Source organism: Microcoleus sp. B5-D4 (genome assembly GCF_036705145.1).
Taxonomy (GTDB): domain Bacteria; phylum Cyanobacteriota; class Cyanobacteriia; order Cyanobacteriales; family Microcoleaceae; genus Microcoleus.
This window is the reverse complement of record NZ_JAUBTV010000024.1, coordinates 46,767-63,061: the sequence shown is the minus strand read 5'-3', so window position 1 is coordinate 63,061 and position 16,295 is coordinate 46,767. Positions and strand designations below refer to the sequence as shown.

Below are 16,295 nucleotides of genomic sequence, written 5' to 3'. Positions count from 1 at the left end.
AATCGCTTATTCAGTGGACAAAAGTGGATTATGCGGCATAACTGTATCCATCGACTCTATGAACCGCAAGGCAATATTTAGCCCTAACTGGGCTAACCTTGCCCACCTGTGTAACCATTTCAAACACCCCCGTTGCGCGAACACTTAAGCGCCCAACATGAGTTCCGGCAAATTTCCCAGTAGGCAAAATAGCACGAATTATATCGCCAGTTTGAAAGCCAAAAAAAGCTTTTTGTCTAGTACGATGTCTGATTGGAAACCCATATTTGTTAGTCGTGCACATTCGGCGAGTTTCCCATCCTTTTGCAGTTATCAGTAAGGGCTTGGTAATTTTTATCGACAACTTTTCCACCACGCCAACACAAGCAGCGTCTAAGTAGTGACGCTTTTGAACACCTAATTTGACGCGATTGAATTTGGTTCGGCCACCAGTCCCAAGGGAGACTGGCAATCCAGTTTCTTTAAGCCTTTGATACAATGACCATCGGGTAGAGTTAACCGCAGCAGCATCTTTTAATGGTAATTTTGAAGCGGCTAAAATCCGCCTGAGAACATCAGGTTTCTTACTTAGGAATTTCTCAATTGGGTCATTTCCTTTTTTCTGGTTGCAATCATGGCAAGCCAAGGTAAGGTTGCTAACCCGATTTGTCCCCCCTTTGCTCGACGCCAAAATATGCTCAATTTCTAACCGAGTATTTTCTACTCCACAGTAAGCGCATTTCCTTCCCCATTTTGCTAACAAATATTCCTTGACTTCAAACCCTGCTAACTCGCCTCTTTGATACTCTGTACCACTGATTTCCGGGTTCATCAAAGCTTGCGTATCAAACCGTACTAACTCCTGAGAAATACCCGTAATAGGCGCCCACTTTATGAGCCTATTCACCCAAGTTAGAGTAGTTTTCACTCGATGATCTAGCGTCGGAGCTAACCAGCCTTTTTTACGGGTTCTATTGAGAAATCGTGGTTGACGATAACGAGTTTTACGATGCCGCCGATTACGACGAATGGCTCTGCGGGATTCCAATGAATCTTTGATCGCTTGCCCACGATGGGTTAATTCAGCACCCCAGATAACCGCATCATTCGAGAGTAATGCTAGGCCAGTAGTTTTAGATCCCGGGTCTATTTTTAACTGGATAGGCTGAGTTATTTCTGCTGATACAGTTTTTAAGATGATCGTAAAAGGAAAGTGACGAAAAACGGCAGCTTTTCTTTGGGTAAGAAGTAAACGAGCTAACCCTGGATGAACAGGATTAAGGGGGCGTTTGTTGGTGTCAATAACAAAGACAAAGTTGGACATCTTATTTAAAACTCTGATTGCTCAGGTAATTTTTTCCTCGTCAAAGTTACTCCGGCTTGTTTGGCTCAACTCACTTCCTTAGCTAAATACAGATGTTTAAAGTTGAACGACAGAGCAAAAAGCTGGAAAGCACTTTTTGGTGTCTTGACCGGAGTAACGTAGCTATTTGCTGAGACTGGCTATCTCTCACCAAATGCACGGCTTGTCCAGTGTTGTTTAGTGTTTAGCCGATAGCACTATTGCTTATGTCGATGAAACAACCTTGTTAAAACTTAGTTAAAACTAAGTATTTATTTTTTCTATACAAAACCACATTTGTCGGCTCTGTGCCATCTTCCCAGAGACAGATTGGCTGCGGGATTGCTGCTGAAGCAACTGCTATCATAGATCAAGAGACAAATTAGATTATCTAATTTCTGGGAGTAATAAGCGAGTGAATCACAAGCTGGCCAAAATTATCGGATTATTTTTCGCAGCAGCAGCCGTCTTTGGATTCGTCGGTTACGCGCTGCAAAATCCTAACTTCGCCAGCAACTCAGCGATATCGATCGGCTTCCCCAATCTTACCATCGCGGCCGTCGGGGCGATCGACAACAAACGATCCCAAATCTATCTCAACGGAACTTGGCAATTTGTCCCCGCCGTGGGCAACCCCCAAAACCCCCCCGTCTCCCCAAGTTGGGGTTCCATCCAAGTACCCGGAGACTGGCAAAAAGAAAACAACGAATCCGTACCCGGAATCATCACTCGCGGCAGCGGCAAAGAGTGGGAAAACTTCAACAGTAAACAATTATCAAAAGCTTGGTATCAGAAAAATATAGACATTCCCGGCGACTGGACAAACCGCCGAATTTTTCTCGACTTAGCCAGAGTCAGCACCGATGCAGTCATCTTTGTCAACGGCATTAACTGCGGTGAAATCCCCTGGCCCTACGGCACTATTGAAATTACCAAAGTAGCAAAACCAGGTCAAAACACCCTATCTATTTTAGTGGTGGCAGCATCCGATGAAAAGGAAAAAGCCGTCATCATGGGCCCCACAGAAATCTACACAGAAAAATCCAAATTGCAATCGCGGGGAATCATCGGCGAGGTACGGCTTCTGAGCCTTCCCCCCGGCCCGCTGATTAGCGACGTATTCGTCCAAACTTCCACCAGAAAAAAGCAAGTTAAATTAGATGTAGAGCTCAAAGACGTGGCCCAAAGCGGTCAAGTTGAATTAATCGCGCAAATGCTCGACGAAAAAGGCAAAGTACAACAAAAATTCACCGCAAATGCCAAGGTTCAAGCTAAACCCATTCAAACCCTACAAGTTCAGTGGAATTGGCCAAATCCCCGTCTTTGGGATGTCGGGCAACCAAACCTTTACACCCTGCAATTAGAAGTAAAAGGCAGCGGCATAGACACGCAATACTACCAACCTTTTGGCTTCCGCGAATTTTGGATAGAAGGGCGCAAATTTTTCTTAAACGGAACTGAATTTCGGCTGCGACCAAACTTGCACTCCGATACTTGGCAAGGCGGGAGAGTAGAAGTTGCTGATAGCCTAATTGATGGCTACGTCAAAGCAGGTTTTAACATAACAGAAATGTGGCCTTGGAATCACGACGAACGGGGTAGATGGCACTTCCGAGAGCTATTTTCCGAAAGAGCAGACCTCAAAGGTTTTCCCATTATGGCTCCCGCTTTAGACATTAGTCCTATCGCTTGGAACGGCAAGTGGAAGAATCCCCTGTGGAAAAACCGCTGGAAAGACCGAATGGTGACTGAAATGCGCCGCTACCGCAATCATCCATCAGTATTAATGTGGGCGACAAGTCCTAATTTTTTCGGCAACGGTGACGACCTAAATCCCCGTCGCATCGGCAAAAGTAAAGTAGAAGGAACTCTCAGTCCGTCGGAAAACCAGCGTTTGCGGGTCAACACTCCCCTAGGAAATGACGCTTTAGGGACGATTAAATCGGCTGACCAAACCAGACCTGTGATGGTACACCAAGGCGCACACTTCGGCGATGTTTATGCGCTGAATTCTTATTTAAATATGATTCCCTTGCAAGAACGGGAAGAGTGGATTTCTGAGTGGAGCAAAACCGGGGAAAGACCCTACATGGCAGTCGAGTTTGGGACTCCTCTGCACGCAACGATGATGCGGGCCCGCAAAGGTTTTGGTCAGGCAATTATCAGCGAACCTTGGATGACTGAGTTTGCGGCAATTTATTTTGGCAAGCAGGCTTACGAGTTGGAAACTGCCGCTTATAAAACTACAATTCGCCAGCAATTTGTCAAGGGTCAGGAGTATCAAAGCTGGCATTTGAAAAACGAGTTAGATTTTGCACCCGCTTTTCAAAAGTTGCAGCAGTTATTCAGTACAAATACTTGGCGGAGTTGGCGGACTTTTGGAATGTCTGGGGGGATGATTCCTTGGAATGACGGACATGGTTGGGAAGTTTCCGAAGCTGGCAGAAAAAAGGTGGATATTGGGGCATTTCAACCGGGTCGCCGGGGAGTTTATTTGAAGCAAGTATCGAATAATCTTTTGAATTATTACCAGCCAGAAGGTTATATTGTTCATCCTGGGGGCGAGGCAATTATGAATAATAATAGCTCGACTTTGGCTTGGATTGCTGGTGCTAGCCCGGTTTTTACTGCCAAAGATCACAATTTGTTTGTGGGCGGAAAACTGGCAAAGCAAGTAGTGTTAATTAACGATACGCGGGCGGCGCAAGAATTTTCGTTTAATTGGCGGGTTTTGATGGGGGGGAAAGAAGTAAAAAAAGGCGAGGAAAAAGGGACTATTGAGTCGGCAAAGACGCTCTTTTTCCCAATTGACGTAAATTTGCCAAATACCATTTCTAGCAAGGCTGACGGCGAAATTCGCTTGACTGCACGGGTGGGCGTGCGATCGCATTCTGATACATTTGCTTTCCGCGTTTTTCCCAAACAATCCAACATCAAAGATACGCTGACAATTTTCGATCCAGCGGGCAAAACATCGGCAATGTTAAAACAGTTAGGTCATCCGCTTGTACCTTGGAATGGTTCGCAAGTTTCATCCTTATTAATTATCGGTAGGGAAGCGTTTTCGAGTGGGGACAATTTGCCGGGAAGTTTAGAAAATTTTGTGCGAAACGGCGGCAAAGCAATTGTGTTTCCTCAGCGCAGGGATTGGCTGGAAAATACTGGTTTCCGGGTTGCCGGCCATGTCAGCCGCCGCGCTTATCCAGTTGACAGCAACCATCCGGCAATTAGCGGTTTAGACAGTGAAGATTTGCGCGATTGGGTGGGGGAAAGCACGCTGGTTGAAGCTTATCCAGATACAATTAAAACTGCGCCGAGATTGAGTCCGGCAAATACGCCTTGGTACGGCTGGCGTTGGGGAAATCGTGGCGGTGTCAGTAGCGCTTCAATTGAGAAGCCGCACCGCAGCGGTTGGCGCCCTATTTTGGAATCTGAGTTTGATTTAGCTTATTCGCCGCTGATGGAATTGGATTACGGAAAAGGGCGGCTGATTTTAAACGAGTTGGATTTGGAAGACCATTATTCTGTAGATGCTGGGGCGGCGCAGTTAGTGCAACAAATTGTGAGTTACGGGATGAATTCTCCGGTACTTGGAAAGCCGGATAAAGTGGTTTTAATTGGGGGAGATGGAGATGCCCAAAAGTTGGACAGTTTGGGGGTAATTTATCAGCGCGCTAGTTCGCTTTCTAATGATGTTGGTTTGGTGATTGTGGGGAGAGAAGCGAATCTGAAAGATGCAGATTTGCGCGGTTATTTGAATGCTGGCGGGAAGGCGTTTTTCTTGCCGCGTCAAGTGCCTGCTGCGGGTTTGGGCGTGGGTTTGCAGCAAGCGCAGGATTTTGGGGGTTCGCTGGCGGTTCCGAGTTGGGATGAGGTGAAGGGGGTTAGTGCCTCAGATTTGCGATCGCGCTCTTTTTATGATACTTGGTTAATTAAGTCTGGGGGAGAAATCGGCGCTGACGGTTTGTTAAGTCGGGTAAAAGTTGGCAAGGGTGTGGCGATTTTTTCTCAGATTGAACCGGACAGTTTGAATGCTGATACTAAGACTTATTTGCGTTTTACTCGCTGGCGGCAAACCAGGGCAAATGCTCAGATTTTGGCTAATTTAGGGGCGAGTTTTAAGGCGGATGGATCTGTGTTTAATGGTTCGAGTCGGGAGTTTTATCACTGGGATTACAGAACGGATTTTGAGAAGGGGGATGATCCTTATCGGTATTATCGATGGTAGGAAGTTCGGCAGCGGATTTTGTAGCGGATGTAACGGATGTAACTGAGATGTTGCACCATTCTCAATTACTTGCTTAGGAACAGGCAAGATGCCTGTTCCACAAGAGATAAATTTTCTTGTGGAACAGGCATCTTGCCTGTTCTTGACAATGGTGCAATTTGTCACCATTGCAGTTATCCAAGCTAGGGATTAAAAGTGCGATCGAACAGAGGTTAGCAATTTCAAGCTTAAATTGCTGATTTTATTATACTGTTAAATATCAAAGGTCAAAGTGACGGCGGAAGCGGGGGTCTAGTTTGTCGGTTTTCTTTTGGTTGCAGGTGCCGCAGAGGGTTTGCAAGTTGCTGATGTCGTTGCTGCCGCCGCGCGCTAGGGGGATGATATGATCGATCGTCAGTTGGGTTTCTAGTTTGGTTTGGCCGCAGCTTTGGCACTGGTACTTATTGCGAGTAAATACGTATTTTCTGACTTCTGGGGGAATCGGGATTCTGGGGGTTTTAGACATGATGATTTTTAACCGCAGATGAACGCGAATTAACGCGGATGTTTGATGGATTAGCTGGGTGAGTTTTCTTGATTGAGAAGTTGGCGACGCAAATCGTCAAGGGGAGATTCTGGTTTGCTAGTTTCTGATTCGTTGTTTTCTGGTGTTTGTTCGACTTCTGGTTCGTCTGGGCAAAATTCTATAGTGACATTGAGTTTGACCTTAATCTTTCCTTTCTTCCAGCCCTGAGCACCAACTCTCAGAATTTCACAATCTATACCTTGACCAAACCAGTTATTATATGAAAAACGTTGTTGGCGAGTGTCAACAGGTACATGGATATTTAAATTCTGTTCTTTTAACGATTTATTGAGTGTCTCTCCTAACCGATACTCAGGCAAAACTCTATTTACTGTTTCCTTGAGTTTTCCTACTTTAAGCATTGCGTTACCAAAAGATAAAGCATCCTCATTACCACAGTTGTGAAAATCAAATTTATCTTCCATATTGATATCTAACCTAATAGGCTTTTTAGCCATGAGTTTTAACCGCAGATGAACGCGAATTAACGCGGATGTTTAATGGACTAGCTGGGTGAATTTTCTTGATTGAGAAGTTGGCGCCGCAAATCGTCAAGGGGAGATTCTGGTTTGCTAGTTTCTGATTCGTTGTTTTCTGGTGTTTCTCCGACTTCGGGTTCGTCTGGGCAAAATTCTATAGTAACATTGAGTTTGAGCTTAATCTTTCCTTTCTTCCAGCCATTAGCACCCACTCTGAGAATTTCACAATCTATACCTTCACCAAACCAGTTCTCATATAAACGACGTGTTTGATCGGTAGTTAAAGCTACATCAATATTTAGGGCTTGCTGGATTAAGAACAGATTGAGTTTGTATCCTAACTCATTTTCAGGCAAAATGTTCTTTACTGTTTCCTTAAGTTTTTCTATTTTAAGCATTGCCTTACCAAAAGATAAAGCATCATCATTACCACAGTTGTGAAAATCAAATTTATCTTCCATATTAATCTCTAAGTTTTTTTTACTGTCATCCTAGCTATTTTAGAGTAGCATCTTTCTTTTCGCAATAACCGGGCGAACAGAATTCGCGTCTACACAAACGAAGTCCGCCTCCGCGGACTAAGAATGCTTTCAACCCGCGAAGGCGGGTTTTGTCTGTGTAGCCGCGATTTCCAATCGCCGGGTTTTCAATTTAGGTAATTTCAATCAATATCTTTCGCCTCAAAATCCACCGAAACACCATCATTTTGCCCAATTACAGGCAATAAATGCTCGTGCAATTTCATCGCCTGCAAACAGCTATTAATCCCAGAAACCGCCCGATCGTACTTTTCGATCTTTTCATCATTCTCAGCTTGCAGCCGCTGATTCCTAGCGATTTTCTCCTCCGCCTCCTGTGCCAGAGTTTGCTCCACATAATCGCGGGCTTGACTGTATTTCTGCAAAATATCATCCGCTTGCTTTTGGGCCATCGGCAACAAATGATCTTTGAGCGTCTTATTAACAGTTTGGCGGAAGGTTTTTTCAATTGTTTGCGACACTTTCAAATCGAAATCCAGTCGCAATAATTGCCGAATTGCAGGTTGGGCATCTACCATATTTTCGCAGTCGTAACCTTGAGAAGTTTGCTGCAATGTTTGCCGGAATTGATAAATCGAAAACGTGTCTTCGTCGTAAAAACGGGGACTTTCTCGAACGTAGCGATCGCACTCAACGCCCGCCGCATTTACCAAAGCATCAGAAACCCGCTTTGATAACTCCTCTAACTGCTGTTCAATGCCCCCATCATTCCCCAACAACCGATAGAGTAATCGATAGTATTCCGACTTGCGAACGCTATCTTTCAAATACTGGAAATAATTATCAACCAGTGACTTAGTAGCCTCTACTAAAATATCTTCCAACTGATTCGCTAAATAATAAAGCGCTTCAACTAAAACAGCAATTAAAGGTGCTGTAGCATTGCGGGGATGATTCCGCAAAGTGCGTCCGTAAGCCGCCTCAACAGAAAATCCATCTAACAATTCATCCAAGCGCCGGATCATCCGAGATTGCAGTTGCCGAAAGTCTATATCGAAAATATCGCATCTGTTCATAATCATTTCATTGACTTCTTCGGCGATATGTTCCCGAAAATCCTGTCCGACTTGCTGCAACTCTTGATTTAGTCGCAAAAGTTCCTGTGCTTTCATTGCTTCAATTTCGCGGGGCTGGCTGTCCAAATTCCGCTGAATTGTTTGGTAATGTTTCCGCAGTTGAATGCACAAGTCTTCTAAGTCGTCAGCTAAATTTTTGAACAGTTGCGGGCGTTTTTCTTCTGTGAGGTAACGGGTGATAGCTGTGCGAAAATCTTCGATGCCGCTATCTTGAATTAATTGAGCAATTAATGGTTGCCCTTGTTCTGCAAGAATCCGCACGTAGTTTTCATTGGGTGTTTCGTAGCTGTTAACTGAAATGCGAAATTTGCTCGGAGACAGTTTGCCGGAATTCGCACAGTAGCGATTAAATTCACTAACAAATTGCGGAGTTTCTTCACTATTACCGAGAAACTCTGAATCTAATTTATCGTCTCCAAAAACTCGCCCTTTACTGGTGGCAAAGATTGTATTTAAACCAAAGCGATCGCGCCCTGTTGTTCCTCGAATCAAACTCCCGTAAAACCCCAACAATCCGCTAGTTTTGTAAACTCTCGCAGTATCGCGAAAGTCGGAATTAATCAGATTTTCTAAGCGCTGTCGCAGTTGCGTGTTGTACCAAGTTTCGTCAATGCGGTTAAAAATGTAAAACAGTCGATCGCGAATTCCCGGATTTCCCCGTGTTTTTTCCATCAACTCGGTTTCTTCCGTCGTCATTTCCCCCGACGAAGCTGCTTTCAAAACGCAGACAACCGCCGAAGTATCGGGGCTTTCAATCTTATCATAAGTCAATTCTGCATCCCGCTGCACCGGCGCATCAATTCCCGGCGTATCGATAATAATATTGCCATCTTGCAGCAGCGGATGATAACAGTAATATTCTACTCGCTTAAGTACAGCACTGTTACTACCGCGACGGGCATAACTAGCAGCTTCCTTGAGATTGGAAAAGTTAAACTGTTCCATCGAGTAGGTAGCGTTTTCGAGAGTTTGGATGCGATCGCGATTTGCCTCAAAACCTTCTAACAGCAGCATCAAAGCCTTAGCTTTTTTGGCTAACTCGGATTTATTTTCGCCGCCTTCCGTTTCAATAATTATGTTACATCCCTGAGACAACAGCGACACTACATCTGTTTGATTAATATTAAGTTCCGTAGCTAAACCTAACTGATGGCAAAGCACAGAAGCTTGCTGGCTAATCTCAAACTCGCTCAAAAAAGTGAGAACAACTCGCTCTTTTTCCGGCTCAGCAAAGGCGATATAACATTCAGTACCTGTCGCGTGTCCTTCTGCACTGTAGAGCAATTCTCGCTCCAGCAAAGCATTAATCAGCATTGATTTTCCCGCACTGAAAGCGCCAGCAAACACAATTTCAAACTCAGGAGAAATTGCCTTTTTCAGAGAAGCTTGTACCGCCGTGATATCTTGTTGTCGCAAAGAGGATTCCTGACGCAGCAGTTGCAGTAAGGAGTCAACTTGCTCTTGCAGATTGTTGCATTGAGGGGGCATTTGAGTCATCGCGGCAGACTGCTCCTGATTGTGGGAAAATTACCTTAGTATTAATTCTCTGCTAGTTCAGGAAGAATCACAACAGTAATTTTACTTATGCGATCCAGGATTGCTGAAAGTGCGATCCTCTTCGAGGGCTCCGCTAACGGCTATTCGGCGGGTAAATCTTGTGTTTGCAGCCAAGCTGTTAAATCTGATATGTCGTTAAAATTTAACAAGGCTTCTCCTAAGTTTTCCAATTGGTCGATCGACAATTCCCCGATTTGAGTTTGAACTTCGGGAGTGACAGCACCTACACGACGTTCCAATAGACGAATAATCAGTGCTATTTGTCCTGTTTTGATTCCTTCTTGTCTGCCTTTTTCTGTTGCTATGCTGACGGCTTTAGTGATTGCTCCCCGACGGTCTTGGATGTAAATTTCCTGTTTTTGCAACTCGCTTAATTCGTCATAGCTCAAATTAGCTTTAGTCGCTATTGCAAATGCTTGACTAATCTCTGGCACCTCTTCCATTGTTGCAGGTACTGCGTTTAAGTCCCTAGCAGTTTTGAGAAAATAAATCCACTTATCGGTTAATGTTTCTAACTCATTCAAACTTTTTTGGAACTTTGGTAACTCAACAAAAACCAATTCAAAATCGAAAATAGGATAATCGCTCAAGAACTCTCTTTCTTTCAGGACAAACCGCGAAATTACTTTCCTAAAATCCTCAAACATCTCAAAATCAGTGATGGTCAAGGCAATCACTGGATTCAACATTACATATTGTTCTGCTGTTTCTAATTGCGTTGAATAAGCTTTGGCTGCATTGTACAAAATCCGCTTTTCAAAAGCCTCTACGTTCAAAACCTGCATCTCGATAATTACATTTGTGCCGTCATTTAACTGAGCTCTAATATCGACGTAAGTATCCTTAAGACCTCGAATTAGCGGTAGTGAATGAGGATCGAGGATTTGCAAACTTTCGATGGTGGGCTGACTGTCATACAGCAAGGCATTCAAAAAACTCTTGAGAATGTCTTTGCTATTTTCAGAACCAAAAATTTTTTTGAATGCAAAATCAGTTTTAGGATTGATGAATGTGAACATATTGGTAACGGTAAATTTGTAATAGTTAAGTCTTCAGGTGCGGGAGGCGCACCCTACTAGATTATAGCAACCAAACTTCTGGTGTGCATTGCACGCTACAGAATTAAACCGACAAATTTTGACGCGGTTTAAAAATTTCTATCTGCCGCAACTTTTCGTATAATTCCCGTTCCTCCTCGCTAATTTCCTTGGGGATTAACACCTGAATTTCTACTAGCTGATCGCCCCGATCGCCATTTCCTGTCGGATAGCCTTTGTTAGCCAGCCGCAACCGCTTTCCAGACGTTACTCCCGGTGGCAATTTCATCTTTACCAAGCCGTCTAGCGTCGGTACTTCAATATCTCCCCCCAACACCGCTTCGCTGGGAGTCAGTGGCAATTCGCAGCAAATATCCGACATTTCCAATCGAAAAAATGGATGGGGAGAAACTGTGATTTTTAAATATAAATCTCCGCCGCCCATACCTTGATTTCGCAAGCGAATCCGCTGGCCTGATACCATAGCAGGAGGCAGATTTACCTCGATCGCTCGCCCGTCTTCCAAACGAATTCGCTCGGTACCACCCGAATAAGCTCTTTCCAAAGGCAGAGTTAGCCTGGCCTCAATGTCTCTTCTCGTTTCACGCTCGACTGTTTCCCTAATTTCCCGTCGCATTTCGCGATCGGCTATATCCCTTCTGATTTCGCGATCGACTATCTCCCGTCGCATTTCCCGATCGACTGTTTCCCGTCGCATTTCCCGATCGTCTGTTTCCCGTCGCATTTCGCGATCGTCTGTTTCCCGTCGCATTTCGCGATCGTCAAAATCCCTTCTAGGTGGGCGAGAATTAGCAACATAACTCGTTTTCTTAGAAGCCGTACTCCACGGTTCAGAGGAGGCTACTCCCGCTGCATCATTCGCTGTCGCCATCCTCACTTCCCGCCGCCTTCCGAGCACTTGGTCGAGAAATTTATTAAAATCCGAGTAATCACTAAAATCGACATCTTCGGCCGGTTTTTTCCGGGTATTTTTAGTATTTCCCCAAGTTTTGAAATTGGGAAGTCGCACCCCTTGCTTTCCTTGAAATCCCTTTTGTTTCCAGAATTTACTAAACTGATCGTATTGAGCGCGCTTGTCTAGATCGGAAAGAATATCATAAGCTTCATTAATATCCTTAAACCTATCTTCAGCAGATTTATCACCTGGATTTACGTCAGGGTGCAACTGTCTGGCTAGCCGTCGATAGGCTTTTTTTATCTCATCAGCCGTGGCATCTTTGGGTACTCCCAAAATTAGATAGTAATTGCGAAAATTCTGCATATTTAGTCATTAGTCATTAGTTATTAGTCATTAGTCATTAGTCATTAATTATTAGTCATTAGTCATTAGTCATGCTGCTTCCCTGCTTCAAACTAGGGACTAATGACTAGGGACTAATGACTAACCACTAATTAGAGCCAATCGTCGTCATCATCCCAATCGTCGCTTTGATTTTGATAAGGGCGAGTGGGGCGATTAGCACTGCTTCTACGATCGCCCATACGATCGCCCATGCGATCGCCCATGCGATCGTTCATACGATCACCGGTGCGATCATAGGGGCGATCATAGGGGCGATCGGGAATTGGATCGACAGTCGATCGCCTGTACGGTTTAGCATTGGTATAATAGCTGCTGTCATCGCTGCGTCGCTTGGTACCGTCGCCCGTAAAAGTCCGCTTCACAGACTCAAAGAAATCGTCATCATCGTCATCATCAGCAAAAGCTGAAACTTCCCGGCTCAAATCGTAAAGAGCATCCTGCAAATCCGAACCAACTTGGTCAACTCCCCGCTCATCATTGCGTTCCAAACTGTCTCGCAATTCCCGAATTAAAGTTTCAATTCGCTGGCGACTTCTTTGAGCAAACTGCATTCCGCGATCGAGCGCAACTTCTCGCAACTGTCGCTCCGCTTGATAAGCTAAAGCTTCAGCGCGATTGCGTTTTTCTACCCTTTCCCGCTGCAACTTATCAGCTTGAGCAAACTGTTCCGCATCGCGAATCATTTGATTCACTTCCTGCTGACTCAGCGTCGAAGCACCTTGCACAGTAATGCTTTGTTCCCTGCCGGTAGTTTTGTCCAAAGCAGTCACCAACAGCATCCCGTTAGCGTCAATATCAAAAGCTACTTGTACCTGCGGAATCCCTCGTGGCGCCGGCGGAATTCCAGTTAGTTTAAACCGTCCCAAAGACTTATTATCTCTGCCTAATTCCCGTTCCCCTTGGATCACGTGAATTTCTACCACAGTTTGGTTGTTTTCAGCCGTCGAAAAAATGTCCGATCGCCTGACGGGAATAGTAGTATTGCGAGGAATCAGTTTTTTCATCACCCCGCCGATAGTTTCCAAACCCAGCGACAGCGGCGTCACATCCAACAGCAGCACATCGCGGACATCCCCACCCAAAATACCCGCTTGAATTGCCGCACCCACCGCCACAACTTCATCGGGATTGACATTTTGATTCGGTTCTCGATCGATCAAACTGCGAACAACTTCCTGCACCAAAGGAATGCGAGTCGAACCGCCGACCAACACAACTTCATCAATGCGAGAAGGACTCAAACTTGCATCAGCCAAAGCTTGTTTGACCGGCCGCCGCAGCCGCTGCACCAAATCTGTGCAGAGTCCCTCAAATTGACCGCGAGTCAGCCGCGTTTCCAGATGCAAAGGCCCGTCTTCATTCGCATCGATAAACGGCAAATTAATCTCGGTGACACCGACTCCCGACAGTTCAATCTTGGCTTTTTCAGCCGCTTCGATCAATCGCTGCAAAGCTTGGCGGTTGCGTCGCAAATCAATTCCTTCTTTTTCTAAGAATTGTTCTGCCAACCAGTCAACAATTTTGGAGTCAAAATCATTGCCGCCTAATTGAGTGTCGCCGCTAGTTGCTTTAACTTCAAATACTCCATCTCCCACGTCTAAAATCGACACATCAAAAGTACCGCCGCCCAAATCAAACACTAAAATAGTTTGACTTTCTCGCCTCTCCAAACCGTAAGCCAAAGAAGCCGCTGTCGGCTCATTTAAAATCCGTTTGACCTCAAGTCCGGCAATTCGTCCCGCATCCCGCGTCGCCTGTCGCTGCGAGTCGTTGAAATAAGCGGGAACAGTAATTACAGCCCCCGTCACCTCTTGTCCCAGATAGCGGCTAGCTTCATCGGCCAGTTTCCGCAACACCATCGCCGAAATTTCCTCTGGGGCAAAATCTTTTTTCAGGCGGGGACACTTGACTTTGATGTTCCCGTTGTCGTCGCGGCGAGTTGTGTAAGGGACGCGCTTTGATTCTGGAGTCAGTTCGGTATATTTGCGTCCGATGTACCGCTTGACTGCGTAAAAGGTGTTTTGCGGGTTGAGAACAGTCTGGCGTCTGGCCATCTGTCCCACAAGGCGTTCTCCTTCCTTTGTGAAAGCGACTACCGAGGGAGTTGTCCGCATCCCTTCTGCATTGGCAATCACAACCGGTTTGCCGCCTTCCATGACGGCTACTACTGAGTTTGTTGTTCCGAGGTCAATGCCAACTACTTTACCCATGCGTCAGTTGTCTCCTGTGGCGTTGTGTGTAACTTTTTCAATATAAGCGTTAAGTATGATTGCACTTATTGTACCGCGTCGAGAAGCGGGGGCTGCAGGGGGATTGCCTCACCTGCGGTTCAGGTTGCTGGGGTTGGCTGGGTGCGATCGACCTTTTTTCGATACGGTTTGGCGCAGCAACCGAGGAGCAAATTGATTAGAACTCATATCTTGCACCATTCTCAAGAACAGGCTTTCCGGCCTGTTCCACAAGAACATTGAATTTTTGTGGAACAGGCCGGAAAGCCTGTTCATAAATGGCTACTTGAGAATGGTGCAAGATACCAGTTAGAATGGAGAGCAAAAGTTATCCTATCATTAACATAGAGGTATCCTGAATGCCCGGATTAGAAGTATTGTATTCAGTTGAGTTTCTCAATCTAAAAGGCAAAGCAGTTAAAGATAAGTGGGATGAAGATTGAGGTTATTACAAGTAGGAATTACGCACGGGTGTCAGAAACCGGGTTTTTTTACGAAAATCTTTCGCACTCACCCACAGATTCGGTAAAAAACCCGGTTTCTTTGGCATAATCGATTTTAGAGGATAGCGATGATTGAAAAACTTACTCCAGAACAAGAAGATTTAATGCTAGCTTATGATGATAAGTGGCGGGAAATCATGTACTCCACTGAGCCGATCGACTGCGAAAAAGCAGCAGATGCAATTAAAGAAGCTTACCTTGTAATTGGCGAAAAAGAACCGGAAATTATTTTTTGCCACAGCCCCTATCAAGCTGTAAATCTTGTTCTTCGCGGCAAATCAATTACTCAGCTATACGAAGAATTTGGAGTTAATCTGGTCGATCGATTTACAGAAAAACTGTACTGCAAGACTTTGGATTCTATAATGGCACAGGCTTCAAATAAGTTATCTTCCCAGCTTTACCGGAAAGCATGGATGCGTTTTTCCGATCTTTTTAAGAAACTATTAGAATCTATTTTTTGTCATGAACCATTTCACTATAATGAGGATTATGAGTTTCTAGATTATATAATATGGGCAGAACTTGCTGCACGTTGTGACTTCTGCTTCTCCGTATTAAAGTGCAAATACCATCGCAGAAGGTGGCAAGCGCTTAAGTCTTTGACAACTCAATGCGGCTGGATTTTTACCTATGAAAAAGTTTGCATTGTGTGCGATCGCCCCCGCATCCTTTCCTTCGACAGCCAACACCGCCTCCACGCCGAAGGAGGACCCGCCATTCAATTTGCCGATGGGTACAGCCTCTATTCCTATCACGGCGTCACCTTACCCGAAAAATACGGCAAAATCCATCCGCATGAATGGCAACCTCAATGGCTTTTAGAGGAAGAAAACGCCGAACTCAAGCGAGTGCTAATTCAAGGAATTGGTTACGATCGCATTTGCTCTGAATTAGCAGCCGTTGAATTAGATACTTGGCAGGAATACACATTATTAAAAATTGATACAAACCTTGACGTGGAGCCGATTTATCTGTTAAAGATGACTTGTCCCAGCACCGGATTTATTCACGCTTTGCGAGTGCCGCCCGATATCAACTCAGCCAGAGAAGCGATTAAATGGGTGAATTGGGGAGTCGATCCAGAGGATTTTTCAGTACAAACTTAAGGAGGCAAGAGTTATGCAAAGCATTAAAGTGCGATCGCGCGTCGGTTCGGACGGGATGCTGCATTTGCAAGTCCCGGTTGGGATTAAAGATACAGATTTGGAAGTTATTGTAGTTTTCCAGCGCATAACACCCGCAACTGAGGCTAAAACACCGGAAGACTTAGGCTGGTCGCCCGGTTTTTTTGAGAGAACTTGCGGGTGCTTTCAGGATGAACCTTTAGTGCGGGGAGAACAAGGGGAATTTGAGGAACGGGAGGAATTGCTGTGATCTCAAATCCGGTAGCATCGGAATTAATGTTACCCACAGTCAGGAAACGGCAGTGCCGTGT

At 45.1% G+C, this 16,295-nt stretch carries 12 protein-coding genes; 4 read left to right on the top strand and 8 right to left on the bottom strand.

Annotated elements, in window-relative coordinates; all coding sequences use genetic code 11:
• Positions 1 to 28: 28 nt before the first annotated feature.
• Positions 29 to 1,303 (bottom strand): RNA-guided endonuclease IscB, encoded by a 1,275-nt coding sequence (iscB, locus tag QUB10_RS13985; protein ID WP_333202961.1) that lies wholly within the window; start codon positions 1,301 to 1,303, stop codon positions 29 to 31.
• A 433-nt stretch (positions 1,304 to 1,736) separates the two neighbouring features.
• On the opposite strand from iscB, the gene QUB10_RS13980 reads away from it, so the two are divergent.
• A complete protein-coding gene (locus QUB10_RS13980; RefSeq protein ID WP_333202959.1) occupies positions 1,737 to 5,549 on the top strand; it encodes a sugar-binding domain-containing protein in 3,813 nt (1,270 codons plus the stop codon).
• 259 nt (positions 5,550 to 5,808) lie between these two features.
• Here QUB10_RS13980 and QUB10_RS13975 read toward each other — a convergent pair whose 3' ends face one another.
• The 7 genes from QUB10_RS13975 to dnaK all read right to left on the bottom strand — a co-directional run bounded on the left by QUB10_RS13975 (position 5,809) and on the right by dnaK (position 14,336).
• Complete coding sequence (locus QUB10_RS13975; protein WP_015179287.1) at positions 5,809 to 6,054, bottom strand: HNH endonuclease; 246 nt, start codon at positions 6,052 to 6,054, stop codon at positions 5,809 to 5,811.
• 50 nt (positions 6,055 to 6,104) lie between these two features.
• The gene (locus tag QUB10_RS13970) at positions 6,105 to 6,572 is read right to left on the bottom strand and encodes a KGK domain-containing protein (protein ID WP_333202957.1); all 468 of its coding nucleotides are present in this window, start codon (positions 6,570 to 6,572) and stop codon (positions 6,105 to 6,107) included.
• Positions 6,573 to 6,619: 47 nt separating this feature from the next.
• The gene (locus QUB10_RS13965) at positions 6,620 to 7,054 is read right to left on the bottom strand and encodes a KGK domain-containing protein (RefSeq protein WP_333202955.1); all 435 of its coding nucleotides are present in this window, start codon (positions 7,052 to 7,054) and stop codon (positions 6,620 to 6,622) included.
• A 200-nt stretch (positions 7,055 to 7,254) separates the two neighbouring features.
• Positions 7,255 to 9,705, bottom strand: a complete 2,451-nt coding sequence (locus QUB10_RS13960) for a dynamin-like GTPase family protein (RefSeq protein WP_333202953.1) — start codon at positions 9,703 to 9,705, stop codon at positions 7,255 to 7,257.
• Between the two features lie 140 nt (positions 9,706 to 9,845).
• A complete protein-coding gene (locus tag QUB10_RS13955) occupies positions 9,846 to 10,784 on the bottom strand; it encodes an Rpn family recombination-promoting nuclease/putative transposase (protein ID WP_333202950.1) in 939 nt (312 codons plus the stop codon).
• A gap of 103 nt (positions 10,785 to 10,887) precedes the next feature.
• Entirely contained in the window at positions 10,888 to 12,084 is a 1,197-nt protein-coding gene (locus QUB10_RS13950; protein ID WP_333202948.1) for a DnaJ C-terminal domain-containing protein, read from the bottom strand.
• 131 nt (positions 12,085 to 12,215) lie between these two features.
• The gene (gene dnaK, locus QUB10_RS13945) at positions 12,216 to 14,336 is read right to left on the bottom strand and encodes a molecular chaperone DnaK (protein WP_333202946.1); all 2,121 of its coding nucleotides are present in this window, start codon (positions 14,334 to 14,336) and stop codon (positions 12,216 to 12,218) included.
• Positions 14,337 to 14,391: 55 nt separating this feature from the next.
• On the opposite strand from dnaK, the gene QUB10_RS13940 reads away from it, so the two are divergent.
• The 3 genes from QUB10_RS13940 (at position 14,392) to QUB10_RS13930 (ending at position 16,234) form a co-directional block, all read left to right on the top strand.
• A complete protein-coding gene (locus QUB10_RS13940) occupies positions 14,392 to 14,532 on the top strand; it encodes a hypothetical protein (RefSeq protein WP_333202944.1) in 141 nt (46 codons plus the stop codon).
• 393 nt (positions 14,533 to 14,925) lie between these two features.
• On the top strand, positions 14,926 to 15,966 hold the full coding sequence (locus QUB10_RS13935) for a DUF6745 domain-containing protein (protein WP_333202942.1): 1,041 nt from the start codon (positions 14,926 to 14,928) through the stop codon (positions 15,964 to 15,966).
• Between the two features lie 13 nt (positions 15,967 to 15,979).
• Positions 15,980 to 16,234: a hypothetical protein gene (locus QUB10_RS13930; protein ID WP_333202940.1), complete on the top strand. Its 255-nt coding sequence runs from the start codon at positions 15,980 to 15,982 to the stop codon at positions 16,232 to 16,234.
• The last annotated feature ends 61 nt before the right edge of the window (positions 16,235 to 16,295 follow it).

Excerpts from the sequence above, each read along its gene's own strand:
- QUB10_RS13960 (WP_333202953.1), bottom strand. The coding sequence starts at position 9,705 with ATGACTCAAATGCCCCCTCAATGCAACAATCTGCAAGAGCAAGTTGAC.
- QUB10_RS13935 (WP_333202942.1), top strand. The coding sequence starts at position 14,926 with ATGATTGAAAAACTTACTCCAGAACAAGAAGATTTAATGCTAGCTTAT.
- QUB10_RS13970 (WP_333202957.1), bottom strand. The coding sequence starts at position 6,572 with ATGGCTAAAAAGCCTATTAGGTTAGATATCAATATGGAAGATAAATTT.
- QUB10_RS13965 (WP_333202955.1), bottom strand. The coding sequence starts at position 7,054 with ATGGAAGATAAATTTGATTTTCACAACTGTGGTAATGATGATGCTTTA.
- QUB10_RS13950 (WP_333202948.1), bottom strand. The coding sequence starts at position 12,084 with ATGCAGAATTTTCGCAATTACTATCTAATTTTGGGAGTACCCAAAGAT.
- QUB10_RS13955 (WP_333202950.1), bottom strand. The coding sequence starts at position 10,784 with ATGTTCACATTCATCAATCCTAAAACTGATTTTGCATTCAAAAAAATT.
- QUB10_RS13930 (WP_333202940.1), top strand. The coding sequence starts at position 15,980 with ATGCAAAGCATTAAAGTGCGATCGCGCGTCGGTTCGGACGGGATGCTG.
- iscB (WP_333202961.1), bottom strand. The coding sequence starts at position 1,303 with ATGTCCAACTTTGTCTTTGTTATTGACACCAACAAACGCCCCCTTAAT.
- QUB10_RS13975 (WP_015179287.1), bottom strand. The coding sequence starts at position 6,054 with ATGTCTAAAACCCCCAGAATCCCGATTCCCCCAGAAGTCAGAAAATAC.
- dnaK (WP_333202946.1), bottom strand. The coding sequence starts at position 14,336 with ATGGGTAAAGTAGTTGGCATTGACCTCGGAACAACAAACTCAGTAGTA.
- QUB10_RS13940 (WP_333202944.1), top strand. The coding sequence starts at position 14,392 with ATGATTGCACTTATTGTACCGCGTCGAGAAGCGGGGGCTGCAGGGGGA.